Raw genomic sequence first — 14,399 nt, forward strand, 5'->3', positions numbered from 1 at the left:
GCGCATCCATGGATGCGCCCTTCGTTCAATCAATCCACTCCAGCGGCTGGTTCTTGGGCAGCCGGATCTCCACCAGCAAGCCCCCCTGCTCGGCACGCCCCAGCCTGATGGTGCCGTGATGCTGGGAGACGATCTTGGCGACGATGGCCAGCCCCAGCCCACTGCCGCTGCCGGTACGCGCCTCGTTGCCCTGGGTGAAGGGCTTGAGTACCCGGTAGTAATCCTGTTCCGGAATGCCGGGACCGTCATCCGACAAGCGCAGCCGGACCCAGTGACCGTCATCCTTGAGCTCGGCCTGCAGCCGGCTCGCCCCGTAGCGCAACGAATTGCCCGACAGGTTGTTGAGGATGCGCCGGATACTGATGGGATTGCAGGCGACCCGCACCGCCTCGGCTGGCAGCTCGAGCTCCACCTCCAGCCCCTGGTCGGTCTGCACCAGCAGCACATCGTGGATCAGCTGGGTCAGGTCCACCGGCTGGGTATCCAGCCCCTCGTCCGGGCGAATGTAGTCGATGAACTGGTCGATGATGCCGTTCGATTCGTCGATGTCCGCGTTGATGCTCTCCTTGAGATACTCATCCCCTGAGGACATCATCTCGGTCGCCAGCCGGATACGGGTCAGCGGCGTACGCAGATCGTGGGAAACGCCCGCCATCATCATGTTTCGCTCTTCGATAAGGCTCTTGATGGAACTCGACATGTGGTTGAAGGTGCGGGTCAGCCGGCGTACCTCCCGCGAGCCCTGCTCCCCCAGCGCATCGGGGAAGTTGCCGCGGGCAACCGCCACGGCCCCCGCCTCCAGCTCCTCCAGCGGCCGCACCAGCTGGCGGGCAAAGCGCCAGGCCGCGAACAGGGTCACCACCAGCAGCACGCTCATGTAGAGGATCAGCGGCTCGATGTCATCATCCTCGATCTCGGTCAGCGGGATGCGCACCCACACCTTGTTGGCCTGGGGCGGCTGGATCCAGATGATGTAGTGGTCCTGGATCTCGACCCGCACCTTGGTCTTTCCCCCCAACTCGCGACTGATGCTCTCTTCCAGATAGGTGTAGGGCTTGGACTCCTTGAGTCCGTGCTGCTCCGCCTCGGTCTGGGTATAGATGTCGCTGCCGGTCGCCACGTAGACCAGCGCCTCGGCATCTTCACTGAGCGCCAGCTGGTTGCTCTCGACCGGGAAGATGAGCTTGACCTGATTGGCCAGCAGGTGGCTGATCTGCTTGACGGTCGGCGCCAGCAGATAGTTGTAGAAGGTGGCATAGGAGACAAACTGATAGACCACCAGCACGGCGGCCAAAAACCAGAGCATGCGGGAGAACATGCTGCTCACTTTCTTCATTCGCCGTCACCGTCCGGCACGAACACATAGCCCAGACCCCAGACGGTCTGCAGATAACGGGGCTGCGCCGGGTCCTGCTCCAGCAGGCGGCGCAGGCGGGAGACCTGCACGTCGATGCTGCGCTCGGTGGCGGTATATTCGCGACCACGAGCCAGGTTCATCAGCTTGTCGCGGGAGAGAGGCTCGCGCGGATGGCTCACCAGTACCTTGAGCACGGCGAACTCACCGCTGGTCAGTGCCACCGGATCGCCATCGCGACTCAACTCACGGGTTGCCAGGTTGAGCTGATAGCTGCCAAAGCTCACCACCTTCTCGGCGGTAGAGGGGGCGCCCGGCAACTCGACGGTGTGGCGGCGCAGCACGGCCCGGATCCGGGCCAGCAGCTCACGAGGGTTGAACGGCTTGGGCAGGTAATCATCGGCTCCCATCTCGAGGCCGACGATGCGGTCCACCTCATCCCCCTTGGCGGTCAGCATCAGCACCGGGATCTGGTTGCCAGCTTCGCGCAGGCGGCGACAGATGGAGAGGCCGTCTTCCCCCGGCAGCATCAGGTCGAGCACCATCAGGCTGAAGTTCTCTCGGGTCAGCAGGCGGTCGGCCTGTTCGCCATTGGCGACGCCCCGAACCACGAACCCTTGTTCGGTCAGGTAGCGCTCCAGCAGGGAACGTAATTTCAAATCATCGTCGACGACCAGAACCTTGTATTGCTGACTCATTGCTTGCCTCTCCTCTCGATATGCTGCCAATACTAGAGCCCGGACTCGTAACGGCAAAGCATAAATATGTTACCGGTTATTGCCCGTACTGCTGGCATGACGCCTCTTTTCCCCTGCCCACAACGTCATCCGGCCTGCCAGTTTTTGCTCGACAGCAAGGCGACAGCGGATAAGATCTGCCGAGCCATAAGAGGCTCATCCGCCCCATCGACACAGGGACCCGCCATGAAGACCAAGTTGATCACCCGTGAAGGCTACAACAAGCTCAAGCAGGAGCTCGATCTCCTCTGGCGCGAGGAGCGCCCCGAGACCACCCGCAAAGTGGCCTGGGCGGCCAGCCTCGGCGATCGCAGCGAGAATGCGGATTACCAGTACAACAAGAAGCGGCTGCGGGAGATCGATCGGCGGGTCCGTTACCTGCGCAAGTGCCTCGAGGAGCTGGGGATCGTCGACTACTCCCCCGCCCAGGAGGGCAAGGTCTTCTTCGGCGCCTGGGTCGAGGTGGAAAACGAGGAGGGAGATACCAAGCGTTTTCGCATCGTCGGCTATGACGAAATCTTCGAGCGCAAGGATTACATCTCCATCGACTCCCCCATGGCCCGCGCCCTGCTCAAGAAAGAGGTGGGTGACGAGGCCATAGTGCGTACGCCAGTCGGTGACGCCTGCTGGTACATCAATGAGATCAGCTATCCCAAATAAGCCGCTGTCACGCCACAGCCACCAGCCCTGCCAACCGGCTACCACAGCCAGCATGGGTTTGCTTCGCCTCTCATCCAGGGCGGACACCGCCCTCTCTACCAGGGCTGGCATCCCGCTGCCCGAGCCCATATAGTGCTCACACCCGGCGCCTTGTGGCGCCAACCGGCCCGCGCGGCAGTGGCCTGGCTGATACCTTGAGTACCGCCCTGACAGCCTCTTGCCCGGCGACATCGCCCTCGCGCCAGCCCGTTGTTCTGGACCCGACTACAGAGACCCTCGATGCAAAGCCACGTAATAGAACATCAGATTGCCGGTGAGCTGAATGCCCGCCCGGAACAGGTGCAGGCCGCCGTTCGCCTGCTGGACGAAGGAGCCACCGTCCCCTTCATCGCCCGTTACCGCAAAGAGGTGACTGGCGGTCTGGACGACAGCCAGCTGCGCACCCTGGAGAGCCGGCTCGGTTACCTGCGCGAACTGGCGGATCGCCGCCAGGTGATCCTGCGCTCCATCGAAGAGCAGGGCAAGCTGACCCCCGAGCTGGCCCGCGAGCTGAGCGAGGCGGACAGTAAGACCCGGCTGGAAGACCTCTACCTCCCCTACAAACCCAAGCGCCGCACCAAGGGGCAGATGGCCATCGAGGCGGGGCTGGAGCCATTGGCCGACCTGCTGCTGAGCGACCCGATGAAAGATCCCGAACAGGAGGCGGCCCGCTTCCTCAATGCCGAGCAGGGGATCAGCGACAACAAGGCCGCCCTCGACGGTGCCCGCTACATCCTGATGGAGCGCTTCGCCGAGCAGGCGGATCTCCTTGAGAAGCTGCGGGACTATGTGTGGCAGAGCGCCACCCTGCGCGCCAGCGTGGTGGCAGGCAAGGAGCAGGAAGGGGCCAAATTCAAGGACTACTTCGAGCACGACGAGCCGCTGCACAAGGCCCCCTCCCACCGGGTGCTGGCCATGCTGCGCGGCCGCAACGAGGGGATCCTCAACCTGGCGCTGGTCACCGGTGACGACGAGAGCGCCAGCCCCTGCGAGGGGATCATCGCCCATCACCTCAGGCTCAACCTGCAAAGTCGCCCGGCCGACAAGTGGCTGCAGGGGGTGGTGAGCTGGACCTGGAAGATCAAGCTCTCCCTGCAGATGGAGACCGAGCTGATCGGCCGCATCCGCGAGTCAGCAGAAGAGGAGGCGATCAAGGTGTTCGCCATGAACCTCAAGGATCTGCTGATGGCGGCACCGGCCGGCATGCGCTGCACCATGGGGCTGGATCCCGGCATCCGCACCGGGGTCAAAGTGGCCGTGGTGGATGCCACCGGCAAGCTGGTCGATACCGCGACCATCTATCCGTTCGAACCCAAGCGCCAGATTGACCAGAGCCTCAAGACCCTGAGCGAGCTGTGCCAGAAGCACAAGGTCGAACTCATCAGCATCGGCAACGGTACTGCCTCACGGGAGACCGACCGCCTGGTGAGCGACCTGTTCGAGCGCTACCCGGCCGCCAAAGCCCAGAAAATCGTGGTGAGCGAGGCTGGGGCCTCGGTCTACTCCGCTTCCGAGCTTGCCTCCCAGGAATTCCCGGATCTGGACGTCTCCCTGCGCGGCGCCGTCTCCATCGCCCGCCGCCTGCAGGATCCGCTGGCCGAGCTGGTCAAGATCGATCCCAAGAGCATCGGCGTCGGCCAGTACCAGCACGACGTCGGCCAGAGCCAGCTGGCCCGCCGGCTCGATGCGGTGGTCGAGGATTGCGTGAACGCGGTGGGGGTGGATGTGAATACCGCCTCGGTCGCCCTGCTGAACCGGGTCTCCGGCCTCTCCCAGACCCTGGCCCAGAACATCGTCGCCTACCGCGACGAACACGGCGCCTTCCAGCACCGCCAGCAACTGCTGAAGGTGAGCCGGCTCGGTCCCAAGGCATTTGAGCAGTGTGCCGGCTTCCTGCGTATTCGTGGCGGCAGCAACCCGCTGGATGGCTCGGCGGTACACCCGGAATCCTACCCAGTGGTGGAGCGGATCCTCGCCAAACTGGAGCAGACCGTGGACAGCCTGCTAGGCAACAGCAGCCTGCTGCGCACCCTCAAACCCGCCGACTACACGGACGAGCAGTTTGGCGTGCCCACCGTCACCGACATCATCGGCGAGCTGGACAAGCCGGGCCGTGACCCGCGCCCCGAGTTCAAAACCGCCACCTTCAAGGAAGGGGTGGAGAAAATCAGCGATCTGGTGCCCGAGATGGTACTGGAAGGGGTGGTCACCAACGTCACCAACTTCGGCGCCTTCGTCGACATCGGCGTCCATCAGGATGGCCTGGTGCACATCTCCTCCCTGACCGATCGCTTCGTCAAGGATCCTCGCGAGGTGGTCAAGGCCGGCGACATCGTCCGGGTCAAGGTGCTGGAGGTGGACGTACCGCGCAAGCGCATCAGCCTGACCATGCGTCTGGATGAGAAGGCCGGCCAGCCGGCGCGCAAGCCGGCCGAGCCGCGCCATACCGGCAACAACGCCAAGTCGAAACAGGCCCCCCGTCAGAGCACCCCGACCGACGGTGCCATGGGCAGCGCCTTCGCCGCCGCCCTCTCCAAACTGAAGAAATAAGTCCCCAGAATGCAAAAAGCCCCGCGAGGGGCTTTTTTGTGCCGGTGGTGCTGCCGCCTCACTCGGCCAGTGCGCTCAGAATAGCGTCAGCCTCCTGATGGGCCGCCAGCACCTCCCGCAGCCGGTTGAATGCCTTGCAGGCCTCTTGTGGATATTTGCCATAAGAGACGACGCCGGTATGACTCCACCCTGCCGCCAGCATCACCTTTTTCTTGAAGTGGGTGCCTTCGGTACCGCCTCCACCGAGCTGCATCAAAAACTGCTCCATCTGGAGGTGCGGCGGAGGGACACGGGAGAAGGTGGCAAAATCTTCCGGTTTGACTTCATCAAAGTGCATGACGACTCCTGTGAGTGTGGATGGGATTACCCCTCAGAGTAGTTGCAAATAGTCGCGTGCGGGGGAAAAACAGGGGGAATTGCCAGGCTCAGACGCTCAGGTTGAAGCTCTGCGGAGTCGCTGGCTTGACCGCCTGCTGATAGCGCTGGGCAATGACCTGGTTGCGCTGCTCCATGTAACCATTCAACACCCCGGTCTTGGCACTGCCATCGGCCTTCAAGGTGGAGTCCGGATCGGCAGAGATCAGCGCCTTGCGGGCCTGTGCCTCCTTGGCCGCGGCACTCCTTGCCACACTCAGGTCCTGGGAGGAGGGTTGTGCCGGCGCCAGTGCGGCGGCACGTACCTGCTGCATCTTGGCGATGGTGGCCCTGGGGTCGCCGGGAATGACGCTGATGTCGATGGAAACGCCGCCACCGGTGGCATAGCGTTTGCCATCCGGCCCCATGGCAAACTGGTAGGTCGGGCTGCCGGCATACTGACCGCCAGTGCTCTGATGCGCCTGCTCGTGGGTTCGCACCTCCTGATCCCTGTCTGCCAGCTCCTTGACCTGCAGCTCCTGTTTCTGCTGCTGTTCTTGTTGTTTGGGATCCTGCTGCTTGTTGCGCTGGCCGTCTTCACCGGTGGCCTCGACGAAACGGTTGTCGACGGCAGCCTGCGGGTTGCCGGTCTGGGAGCCCTCCCGTGCCTGCTGGGAGGTCTGATTGGCGTTGGCCTGAGTGGATCTGGATTTGTCTTTCTGGGAGCCGACCTCGGGCTCGGCATTGAAGGCCTCGGTCTGGCGGCTCTGGGGGATGAGGGCTGCGCGGCGATTGTCAGTGCGTGCCGATTCCGTCTGCGGTTGCAGCTGGTTGGGAATGATGGTCGGCATACTGACATTGATGTTCATGTCACACCCGGATGTCGATCAGGGTTCCCATCATGTCGCTGGCGGTCTGGATCACCTTGGCGGAGGCACCGGCCTGCACCTCGGCACTCTTGAGGTTCACCAGTTCCTCGGGCAACTGTACTTTGTCACCGCTCGGGGTGTTGAGCCTGGCGATCTGATTGGATGCCTTGTCGGCGACCTGCTCCGCACGCTGGAACCCCTGTACACCGCTGTTCAATGCAGAATCTATACGCATGACAATTCTCCTCTGACTCTGGATTAATTATCCGTCACCCCAGAGGATTAATGAAGCAAATTGACTATTTTTCAACCTACAAAATGTTCAATGATTTCAATGAACTGCTGTGGATGAGAAATAAAGGGCGCGTGTGAGGCCTTTTCCAGCACCACACTGCGGCTGGCCGGGTAGCGCTCGTCCAGCAGAGGAATGGAGGCTTTGGGCACCAGCGAATCCAGCCGACCGTATACCCGCAGCCAGGGCAGGTTCAACTGCGCCAGCTCATCGCGCAGATCGACATCGGCCAGCAAATCGAGCCCCGCCTCCAGCGCAGCCAGCTGTGGGGCGGGCCGCTCCGCCAGCCAGTGGCGCAACTGACGGATGTCATCTCTGGCGTGTTCGCTGCCCATGGCCTGGATCGCCAGGAAGCGTTCGATGGTCTGCTTGAAGTCTCCCGCCAACATCTGGTTGAACCCGGTCAGCACCTTGGGGGCGATCCCCGGCCACTCGCCCTGGGCCATGAAACAGGGGGAACTGGCCACCGTGATCAAGGAGTGCAGTCGCTCGGGATGGTTCAAGGCCAATTGGCTTGCCACCAGGCCACCGAGGGACCAACCCAACAAATGGCACTGCTCCGGCAGGATGGCAGCAACCTGCTCCGCCAGCCAGGGCAGACTGTACTCGGCCTCACCCGCCAGCGGGCTGTTGCCAAAGCCTGGCAGATCCACCAGATGGACGCGATAGCGAGCCGCCAGGGCCGGCACAATGCCGTGCCAGACCGCGCCATTCATCCCCCATCCGTGCAACAGCACCAGATCGGGCCCCTGACCAAACCGCTCTACCGATACGCTCATCTAGACTCAAGATCCTGTTCACTCTGTTGGGGTCAGCATGTTAAAGCGGCTGCTCGCCAAAGCAAGTCCGATCCTCGGCAGTCATGCCGACTGGCAGGGCTGTTGCCTGCTCTGCCAGCAACCTTGCGATGTTGATCCCCTATTGTGCAGCTGGTGTCGACTGGCCCTGCAGCAGGCTGACCACAGCTGCCGCTTGTGTGCTGCCCCCTTGCCGGCACTGGATGAAGCACGCGAGCCGATCTGCGGTCGCTGCCAGCGCAGGCCGCCGCCCTGGGAGCGACTACAGGTCATCGGTGACTACCGGCCGCCCTACCCCATGCTGATCCCACGGCTGAAGTATTCCGGCCAGATCCTGTTGGCCCCGCTGCTCGCCAGGGTGCTGGCGGATCATCTGGATTGCCGCGAGCCGCCACAGGCCATCATTCCGGTCCCCCTGCACTGGTGGCGCCAGTGGTGGCGTGGCTTCAACCAAGCAGAAGAGATAGCCCGCGCCCTCGGCGAGCTGACCGGCATCCCCTGCGATAATCGGCTGCTGCGCCGGGTCAGGGCAACGCCGCAGCAGACCAAGTTGAGTGCGGGCCAACGGCGGCGCAATCTGCGCGGCGCATTCCAGATCCGCCCCCATGATTATCAGCACGTGGCGCTGCTCGATGACGTGGTCACCACGGGCGCCACCGCCGGCCACCTCACCCGCCTACTGCATGAGAGCGGAGTCACAAAGGTGGAAGTGTGGGCCATCTGTCGTACCCTCAAGCACCTCAAGTAGCCAACGGCACGCTACCCAAGCCTTGCCAACAGAGTTATCATGAATACCCTAGTCGTACACTCAGGTTTATGAGGATAGTGATGATCAGCATTTCCGACACCGCCCAGGCCCATTTCCGTAAACTGCTGGAAAAACAGCCTGATGGCACCAATATCCGGGTGTTTGTGGTCAATCCGGGAACCCAGAATGCCGAGTGCGGCGTATCATATTGCCCACCCGACGCGGTCGATCCGGAAGATCAACACCTGCCCTTCAGCGGCTTCGACTGCCTGGTCGACCCCCTGAGCGCCCCCTTCCTGGTGGATGCCACCATCGATTTTGTCACCGATCAGATGGGCTCCCAGCTCACTCTGAAAGCCCCGAACGCCAAGATGCGCAAAGTGGCCGACGACGCCCCGCTGATCGACCGTATCGAGTACGTGTTGATGTCCGAGGTGAACCCCATGCTGGCCGGTCACGGCGGCAAGGTCACCCTGGTCGAACTGACCGAGGACAAGCTGGCCATCCTGCAGTTCGGCGGTGGTTGCAACGGTTGCTCCATGGTCGATTACACCCTGAAAGAGGGGATCGAGAAGCAGCTGCTGGAGAAGTTCCCGGGCGAGCTCAACGGCGTCAAGGATGCCACCGAGCACCAGCGCGGCGATCACTCCTACTACTGATTTGCTGCCCTTGTGGTAAAGACATGCTGCAAAGAAAAGGCCCCGCCAGCTAGCGGGGCCTTTTGCATTCTGCGACGGGGGCGGATTATTCGTCCTTCTTGTCTCGCGACAGCAGGGCGATGGCCGCCTCTTTCGGATTCTTGCCTTCGTACAGCACCTTGAAGATCTGCTCGCAGATGGGCATCTCGACGCCACAGCGGGCCGCCAGCAGATGCACCTCCTTGGTGTTGCGATAGCCTTCCACCACCTGGCCGATCTCGGTCATGGCGGTGTTCACATCCTTGCCGGCCCCGAGGGCCAGACCGAAGCGACGGTTGCGCGACTGGTTGTCGGTACAGGTCAGCACCAGATCCCCGAGCCCCGCCATCCCCATGAAGGTCTTGGTGTCGGCCCCGAGCGCGGCGCCGAGGCGCTGCATCTCTACCAGGCCACGGGTGATGAGCGCGGTCCTGGCGTTGGCGCCAAAACCCAGCCCGTCGGAGAGACCGGCACCGATGGCGATGACGTTCTTGACCGCCCCGCCCAGCTGCAGACCGATGAAGTCCGGATTGGTATAGACCCGGAACGAACGGCCACAGTGCAGCAGCAGGGAGAGATCGTCAGCGAAATCGTCGTGGGTCGAGGCCACCGAGATGGCGGTCGGCAAACCGGCGGCCAGCTCCTTGGCGAAGGTAGGGCCGGAGATGACCGCCAGCGGCATCTCGTCACCCAGCACTTCGCGGGCCACGTCCTGCAACAGGCGGCCGCTGTCCGGCTCCAGCCCCTTGGTGGCCCAGGCGATACGGGTATCGGGGCGCAGGAAGGGTTTGACCCGGGCCAGTACCTGGCCGAACACATGGCTTGGCACGACCAGCAGCAGTACGGGGGCGGCTTGCACCGCCTGTTGCAGATCCGCGGTCAGCTGCAGATCGGCGGGAAAGGGGACATCCGGCAAGAATGCCTTGTTGCAGCGGTCCTGTTCCAGCTCGGCGACATGGGCAGGGTCGTGGCCCCACAGCAGGGTCGGATGACCGTTGCGCGCCAGAGAAATGGCAAGGGCGGAGCCGTAAGACCCCGCCCCCAAGACCGAGATAGCGATCTGGTCAGCCATTATCAGGCTTCCGCAGTCGCCTGCTGGGCCTGAGCCTGTGCCATGTGCTGGGCAAACAGGGCATCGAAGTTGACCGGTGCCAGGTTCAGCTGCGGGAAGGAACCCTTGCTCACCAGGTTGGCCACCGCTTCACGGGCGTACGGGAACAGGATGTTCGGGCAGAAGGCAGCTAGGCAGTGGGCCAGTTGCGGCTCCGGCAGGTTGCCGATGGTGAAGATACCGGCCTGCTGAACTTCACACAGGAAGGCAGTCTCGGTTTCCAGCTTGCAGGTGACGGTCAGGGTCAGTACCACTTCATAGACGCTGTCGGCCAGGATGTTGGTCTTGGTGTCCATGTCCAGCTTGACGTCCGGCTGCCACTCTTTCTGGAAGATGTGCGGGGTGTTCGGCGCTTCGAAGGAGACGTCCTTGGTGTAGACGCGCTGGATGTGGAATTCCGGTTGCACTTCCTGGTTGTTGATCTCTTCAGCCATTTTGTTTGATTCCTTTTTATGAAAATAGGTGGGCGCAGGCCCTTAAATCAGCGTTTTTTGGTCACCGGCAGATTTTCTGCACGCCACTGGGCCATGCCACCGCTGAGCACATACACCTGCTTGAAGCCGGCTTTGCTCAGTTGGCGACCCGCGCCACCAGCGGTCATCCCCGACTCGCACACCACTATGATGGGGGCATCTTTATGCTTTTCAACCGGGCCCAGGTTATTGCTCTGGATCTGGCTGAGCGGCAGGTGCTGGGCACCGGCCAGATGGCCCTTGGCAAACTCTTCCTGACTGCGAATGTCCACCACGGTGGCGTTTTCACGGTTGATCAGCAGGGTGGCGGTGTGATTGTTCACCGACTTGACCGGAGAAAAACGGGCACGCACCGTGGTGTAAACCAGAGTGCCCGCCAGGCCGAACCAGGCTGCGGTCAGCAGCGGGTTGCGGGCCGCAAAATCCAAATACTCTTGCATCTTCTACTATCCAGGGACCAAGACAAGTGCCCGAGTATACATGGGGACCCAGCCAAGATCAGCCATCTTGGCGGCAAAGCGGGAGCCGGCTCCCATCGGCTGGATACGGGATGCGACAGCAATATAAAAAGTGGTATCTGGCAGGCCTGACCGAGGATTCGTCGTGCAATGCGACAAGCCGGCGACAAAGGAGAAACAGGTCGGCAACAGCGTGCAGCCCCCACCGGACGAGGCTTGGCTATCAGGTGACTATTTCGGCAGATGTAGTAATATTACGCTAGTTTCACTTCCCGCAATTCATTCCTATCCGAGAGGACATAGCCTTATGTCAACAGCTAAGAAACCTTTGGTTCTGGTCATCATGGACGGTTGGGGCTACAGCACCAAGCAAGAGCACAACGCCGTCGCTGCCGCCAAGACTCCCAACCTCGACCGTCTCGCCCGTGACTACACCAGCACCCTGATCTCCGGCTCCGGCCTGGACGTGGGTCTGCCGGACGGTCAGATGGGGAACTCCGAAGTGGGCCACGTCAACATTGGCGCCGGTCGCATCGTCTATCAGGAACTGACCCGCATCTCCAAAGACATCCAGGACGGCCCCTTCTTCGAGAACGTGGAGCTGGCCAAGGCTGTTGACACTGCCGTGAGCAAGGGCAAGGCCGTGCACATCATGGGCCTGATGTCCCCGGGTGGCGTGCACAGCCACGAAGAGCACATCATGGGCATGATCGAGATGGCCGCCAAGCGTGGCGCCGAGCAGATCTACTTCCACGCCTTCCTGGATGGCCGCGACGTACCGCCGCGCTCCGCCCAGTCCTCCATCGAGCTGTTCGACGCCCTGTTCGCCCGTCTGGGCAAGGGTCGTTTCGCCTCCATGATCGGCCGTTACTACGCCATGGACCGTGACAACCGCTGGGATCGCGTACAGCAAGCCTATGACCTGATGACCCAGGGCAAGGGCGAGTTCACCGCCGACAGCGCCAGCGAAGCCCTGGCCGCCGCCTATGCTCGCGACGAGAACGACGAGTTCGTCAAAGCCACCCGCATCGGCGAAGCCGCCCCCATGCAGGATGGCGATGCGCTGATCTTCATGAACTTCCGTGCCGACCGCGCCCGCGAGATCACCCGCGCCTTCGTCGACAGCGACTTCACCGGCTTCGCCCGCACCGCCACCCCGGCGCTGAACTTCGTGATGCTGACCGAGTACGCGGCCGACATCAAAACCGCCTGTGCCTACCCGCCGACCGCCCTGGTCAACACCCTGGGTGAGTGGCTGGCCAAGCAGGGCAAAACCCAGCTGCGCATCTCCGAAACCGAGAAGTACGCCCACGTCACCTTCTTCTTCAACGGCGGCGAAGAGGCCTGCTTCACTGGCGAGGATCGCGAGATCGTTGCCAGCCCGAAAGTGGCCACCTATGATCTGCAGCCGGAAATGAGCTCCGAAGAGCTGACCGACAAGCTGGTTGGTGCCATCAAGAGCGGCAAATACGACGTCATCATCTGCAACTACCCGAACGGCGACATGGTCGGCCACACCGGCGTGTTCGATGCGGCCGTCAAAGCCTGTGAAGCCGTTGACCACTGCATCGGTCGCGTCACCGAGGCCCTGGCTGAAGTGGGTGGCGAGTGCCTGATCACCGCCGACCACGGCAACGCCGAGAAGATGATGGACGAAGAGACTGGTCAGGCCCACACCGCCCACACCAATCTGCCGGTTCCGCTCATCTACTTCGGTCGCAAGGCCGAGGTGCTGGAAGGCGGCAAACTGTCCGATCTGGCCCCCACCATGCTGACTCTGATGGGTCTGCCGGTGCCGCCGGAAATGACTGGCAAGCCCCTGATGATTCTGAAATAATCCTTCCCCATGCGGGGATGCGAAGTGATTTCAACCAAAACCAGTCGCGTCGGCCTGTTGGCCGGCGCGCTGTTTTTTTGTCTGTCGTTCGGGCCGGGCAAGGCCTGGGCTGCCAACCAGCAGCTGGGCGCCATGCAGTCCCAGATCAAGGAACAGCAGCAGACCATCAAGCTCAGCAAACAGGAGCTGGCCAAGCTCAACACCCAGCTCAAGGCCGATGAGCAGGCCATCTCGGCCGCCGCCGCCAAGCTCGACCAGACCAGACAGCAGCTCAGAGAGAACCAGCAGAAGCTGGTGGGGCTGCAACAGGACAAGCTGGACCTGGAACAGCAGGCCAGCCGCCAGAAGCAGTTGCTGGCCAAACAGGCGGAGAGCGCCTTTACCGCCGGCAACCACGATTACCTCAAACTGCTGCTCAATCAGCAGGATCCGGCCAAACTGAGCCGTTCCCTCGACTACTACGACTACCTCAACAAGGCACGCATCGAGGCCATCGAAGCCCTGCGGGCCACCCGCACCAAGCTGGCCAAAAACCAGCAGGCCACCAAAGAGACCGAAAGCCGGCTGCAATCCCTGCTCACCGAACAGCAGCAACACCATCAAAGTCTGCTGGCCAGCCAGCAGAGCCGTGCCAAGGTGCGCAACCAGCTGCAGCAGTCGGTACAGGATGACGAACAGAAGCTGACCAAGCTGGTCAAGGCGGAGAAAGCGCTGAAGGCCCGGCTGGAAGAGTTGCGCCGCCAGCGGGAAGAGCAGGAGCGCCGCGAGCGGGAGCGCCTTGCCAAGCTGAAGGCGGAACAGGAGCGGCAACGCAAGCTGGCCGAACAACGCCGCGCCGAACAGGAGCGGCTCGCCGCCCAGCAGAGCAAGGCGGCCCAGCAGCAGACCGCCAGCCGGGAGAGTACCACCAGCAAGCCTGAGCGGGGCTCCGGCATCAGCAGCGCCGGTTACTACAGCGGCCTCAAGACCAATGGCAGCCTACGCTGGCCGGTGCAGGGGCCGATCCTCATCGCCTACGGCTCGCCACGCACCGCCGAGCTGAAGTGGAAGGGCACCCTGATCGGCGCCAGCGAAGGGACCCAGGTCAAGGCGGTGGCACCGGGCCAGGTGGTCTATGCCGACTGGCTGGACGGCTTCGGCATGCTGCTGGTGATCGATCACGGTCGCGGCTACATGAGCCTCTACGGTCACAACCAGTCGCTGCTGCGCCAGGTGGGCCAGAACGTGGAACAGGGCGAACCGGTGGCGCTGGTCGGCGACAGTGGCGGCCAGGACAGACCCGGCCTCTACTTCGAAATTCGCTACCAGGGCGAGGCCATCAACCCCACCAAGTGGCTGGCCAAGCGCTGACGCCGACTTGCCTCCTCCCCCGACAGCCTGCCTTGCGCAGGCTGTCGTCCCTCCGGCAGCGCGCGGCGACGCGCTACCTTTGGTGAAAAATTA

General features: G+C 62.5%; 15 protein-coding genes. 6 read left to right on the forward strand and 9 right to left on the reverse strand.

Going from position 1 to position 14,399, the window contains the following annotated elements; genetic code table 11:
* Positions 1 to 25: 25 nt before the first annotated feature.
* Together envZ and ompR are read right to left on the reverse strand one after the other, a co-directional pair.
* The gene (envZ, locus tag ACB033_RS17805; protein ID WP_010635419.1) at positions 26 to 1,336 is read right to left on the reverse strand and encodes a two-component system sensor histidine kinase EnvZ; all 1,311 of its coding nucleotides are present in this window, start codon (positions 1,334 to 1,336) and stop codon (positions 26 to 28) included.
* Positions 1,333 to 2,052, reverse strand: a complete 720-nt coding sequence (gene ompR, locus ACB033_RS17810) for a two-component system response regulator OmpR (protein ID WP_005307934.1) — start codon at positions 2,050 to 2,052, stop codon at positions 1,333 to 1,335. Before ompR ends, envZ begins: the two co-directional genes overlap by 4 nt.
* Before the next feature lie 225 nt (positions 2,053 to 2,277).
* Between ompR and greB the strand changes: the two genes are divergently transcribed.
* Positions 2,278 to 2,751: a transcription elongation factor GreB gene (greB, locus tag ACB033_RS17815; protein WP_042050306.1), complete on the forward strand. Its 474-nt coding sequence runs from the start codon at positions 2,278 to 2,280 to the stop codon at positions 2,749 to 2,751.
* Between the two features lie 279 nt (positions 2,752 to 3,030).
* Entirely contained in the window at positions 3,031 to 5,340 is a 2,310-nt protein-coding gene (locus tag ACB033_RS17820) for a Tex family protein (protein ID WP_139726238.1), read from the forward strand.
* Positions 5,341 to 5,398: 58 nt separating this feature from the next.
* Here ACB033_RS17820 and ACB033_RS17825 read toward each other — a convergent pair whose 3' ends face one another.
* The 4 genes from ACB033_RS17825 to bioH all read right to left on the reverse strand — a co-directional run bounded on the left by ACB033_RS17825 (position 5,399) and on the right by bioH (position 7,634).
* Positions 5,399 to 5,677 (reverse strand): hypothetical protein, encoded by a 279-nt coding sequence (locus tag ACB033_RS17825; RefSeq protein WP_005307922.1) that lies wholly within the window; start codon positions 5,675 to 5,677, stop codon positions 5,399 to 5,401.
* A gap of 88 nt (positions 5,678 to 5,765) precedes the next feature.
* Positions 5,766 to 6,563, reverse strand: coding sequence for a putative metalloprotease CJM1_0395 family protein (locus ACB033_RS17830; RefSeq protein WP_139726239.1), 798 nt, complete (start codon positions 6,561 to 6,563; stop codon positions 5,766 to 5,768).
* Position 6,564: 1 nt separating this feature from the next.
* Positions 6,565 to 6,798 (reverse strand): flagellar basal body rod C-terminal domain-containing protein, encoded by a 234-nt coding sequence (locus tag ACB033_RS17835; RefSeq protein ID WP_017788654.1) that lies wholly within the window; start codon positions 6,796 to 6,798, stop codon positions 6,565 to 6,567.
* Positions 6,799 to 6,869: 71 nt separating this feature from the next.
* Entirely contained in the window at positions 6,870 to 7,634 is a 765-nt protein-coding gene (gene bioH, locus ACB033_RS17840; protein ID WP_139726240.1) for a pimeloyl-ACP methyl ester esterase BioH, read from the reverse strand.
* A gap of 37 nt (positions 7,635 to 7,671) precedes the next feature.
* On the opposite strand from bioH, the gene ACB033_RS17845 reads away from it, so the two are divergent.
* Together ACB033_RS17845 and nfuA are read left to right on the forward strand one after the other, a co-directional pair.
* Positions 7,672 to 8,400, forward strand: a complete 729-nt coding sequence (locus tag ACB033_RS17845) for a ComF family protein (protein WP_139726241.1) — start codon at positions 7,672 to 7,674, stop codon at positions 8,398 to 8,400.
* A gap of 80 nt (positions 8,401 to 8,480) precedes the next feature.
* Positions 8,481 to 9,059 carry a Fe-S biogenesis protein NfuA gene (gene nfuA / locus ACB033_RS17850; protein ID WP_011704302.1) on the forward strand — a complete coding sequence of 193 codons (579 nt, stop codon included), beginning with the start codon at positions 8,481 to 8,483 and terminating at the stop codon, positions 9,057 to 9,059.
* 85 nt (positions 9,060 to 9,144) lie between these two features.
* Here nfuA and gpsA read toward each other — a convergent pair whose 3' ends face one another.
* From gpsA to ACB033_RS17865, 3 genes are read right to left on the reverse strand one after another with little or no spacing between them, the layout of a single operon-like run.
* Positions 9,145 to 10,149 carry an NAD(P)H-dependent glycerol-3-phosphate dehydrogenase gene (gene gpsA, locus ACB033_RS17855; protein WP_025202380.1) on the reverse strand — a complete coding sequence of 335 codons (1,005 nt, stop codon included), beginning with the start codon at positions 10,147 to 10,149 and terminating at the stop codon, positions 9,145 to 9,147.
* Positions 10,150 to 10,151: 2 nt separating this feature from the next.
* Positions 10,152 to 10,622 (reverse strand): protein-export chaperone SecB, encoded by a 471-nt coding sequence (gene secB, locus ACB033_RS17860; protein ID WP_005307878.1) that lies wholly within the window; start codon positions 10,620 to 10,622, stop codon positions 10,152 to 10,154.
* A 47-nt stretch (positions 10,623 to 10,669) separates the two neighbouring features.
* The gene (locus ACB033_RS17865; protein ID WP_005307875.1) at positions 10,670 to 11,101 is read right to left on the reverse strand and encodes a rhodanese-like domain-containing protein; all 432 of its coding nucleotides are present in this window, start codon (positions 11,099 to 11,101) and stop codon (positions 10,670 to 10,672) included.
* A 325-nt stretch (positions 11,102 to 11,426) separates the two neighbouring features.
* Here ACB033_RS17865 and gpmM point away from each other — a divergent pair, with 325 nt between their 5' ends.
* Entirely contained in the window at positions 11,427 to 12,956 is a 1,530-nt protein-coding gene (gene gpmM / locus ACB033_RS17870) for a 2,3-bisphosphoglycerate-independent phosphoglycerate mutase (protein ID WP_025202381.1), read from the forward strand.
* 9 nt (positions 12,957 to 12,965) lie between these two features.
* Complete coding sequence (locus ACB033_RS17875; RefSeq protein WP_139430983.1) at positions 12,966 to 14,306, forward strand: peptidoglycan DD-metalloendopeptidase family protein; 1,341 nt, start codon at positions 12,966 to 12,968, stop codon at positions 14,304 to 14,306.
* Positions 14,307 to 14,399: the final 93 nt, after the last annotated feature.

Source organism: Aeromonas sp. S15(2024) (assembly GCF_041402265.1).
Taxonomy (GTDB): domain Bacteria; phylum Pseudomonadota; class Gammaproteobacteria; order Enterobacterales; family Aeromonadaceae; genus Aeromonas; species Aeromonas dhakensis.

What these genes read in the sequence shown, in the direction of transcription:
- envZ (WP_010635419.1), bottom strand. Translation starts at nt 1,336, where the DNA reads ATGAAGAAAGTGAGCAGCATGTTCTCCCGCATGCTCTGGTTTTTGGCC.
- ompR (WP_005307934.1), bottom strand. Translation starts at nt 2,052, where the DNA reads ATGAGTCAGCAATACAAGGTTCTGGTCGTCGACGATGATTTGAAATTA.
- greB (WP_042050306.1), top strand. Translation starts at nt 2,278, where the DNA reads ATGAAGACCAAGTTGATCACCCGTGAAGGCTACAACAAGCTCAAGCAG.
- ACB033_RS17820 (WP_139726238.1), top strand. Translation starts at nt 3,031, where the DNA reads ATGCAAAGCCACGTAATAGAACATCAGATTGCCGGTGAGCTGAATGCC.
- ACB033_RS17825 (WP_005307922.1), bottom strand. Translation starts at nt 5,677, where the DNA reads ATGCACTTTGATGAAGTCAAACCGGAAGATTTTGCCACCTTCTCCCGT.
- ACB033_RS17830 (WP_139726239.1), bottom strand. Translation starts at nt 6,563, where the DNA reads ATGAACATCAATGTCAGTATGCCGACCATCATTCCCAACCAGCTGCAA.
- ACB033_RS17835 (WP_017788654.1), bottom strand. Translation starts at nt 6,798, where the DNA reads ATGCGTATAGATTCTGCATTGAACAGCGGTGTACAGGGGTTCCAGCGT.
- bioH (WP_139726240.1), bottom strand. Translation starts at nt 7,634, where the DNA reads ATGAGCGTATCGGTAGAGCGGTTTGGTCAGGGGCCCGATCTGGTGCTG.
- ACB033_RS17845 (WP_139726241.1), top strand. Translation starts at nt 7,672, where the DNA reads ATGTTAAAGCGGCTGCTCGCCAAAGCAAGTCCGATCCTCGGCAGTCAT.
- nfuA (WP_011704302.1), top strand. Translation starts at nt 8,481, where the DNA reads ATGATCAGCATTTCCGACACCGCCCAGGCCCATTTCCGTAAACTGCTG.
- gpsA (WP_025202380.1), bottom strand. Translation starts at nt 10,149, where the DNA reads ATGGCTGACCAGATCGCTATCTCGGTCTTGGGGGCGGGGTCTTACGGC.
- secB (WP_005307878.1), bottom strand. Translation starts at nt 10,622, where the DNA reads ATGGCTGAAGAGATCAACAACCAGGAAGTGCAACCGGAATTCCACATC.
- ACB033_RS17865 (WP_005307875.1), bottom strand. Translation starts at nt 11,101, where the DNA reads ATGCAAGAGTATTTGGATTTTGCGGCCCGCAACCCGCTGCTGACCGCA.
- gpmM (WP_025202381.1), top strand. Translation starts at nt 11,427, where the DNA reads ATGTCAACAGCTAAGAAACCTTTGGTTCTGGTCATCATGGACGGTTGG.
- ACB033_RS17875 (WP_139430983.1), top strand. Translation starts at nt 12,966, where the DNA reads ATGCGGGGATGCGAAGTGATTTCAACCAAAACCAGTCGCGTCGGCCTG.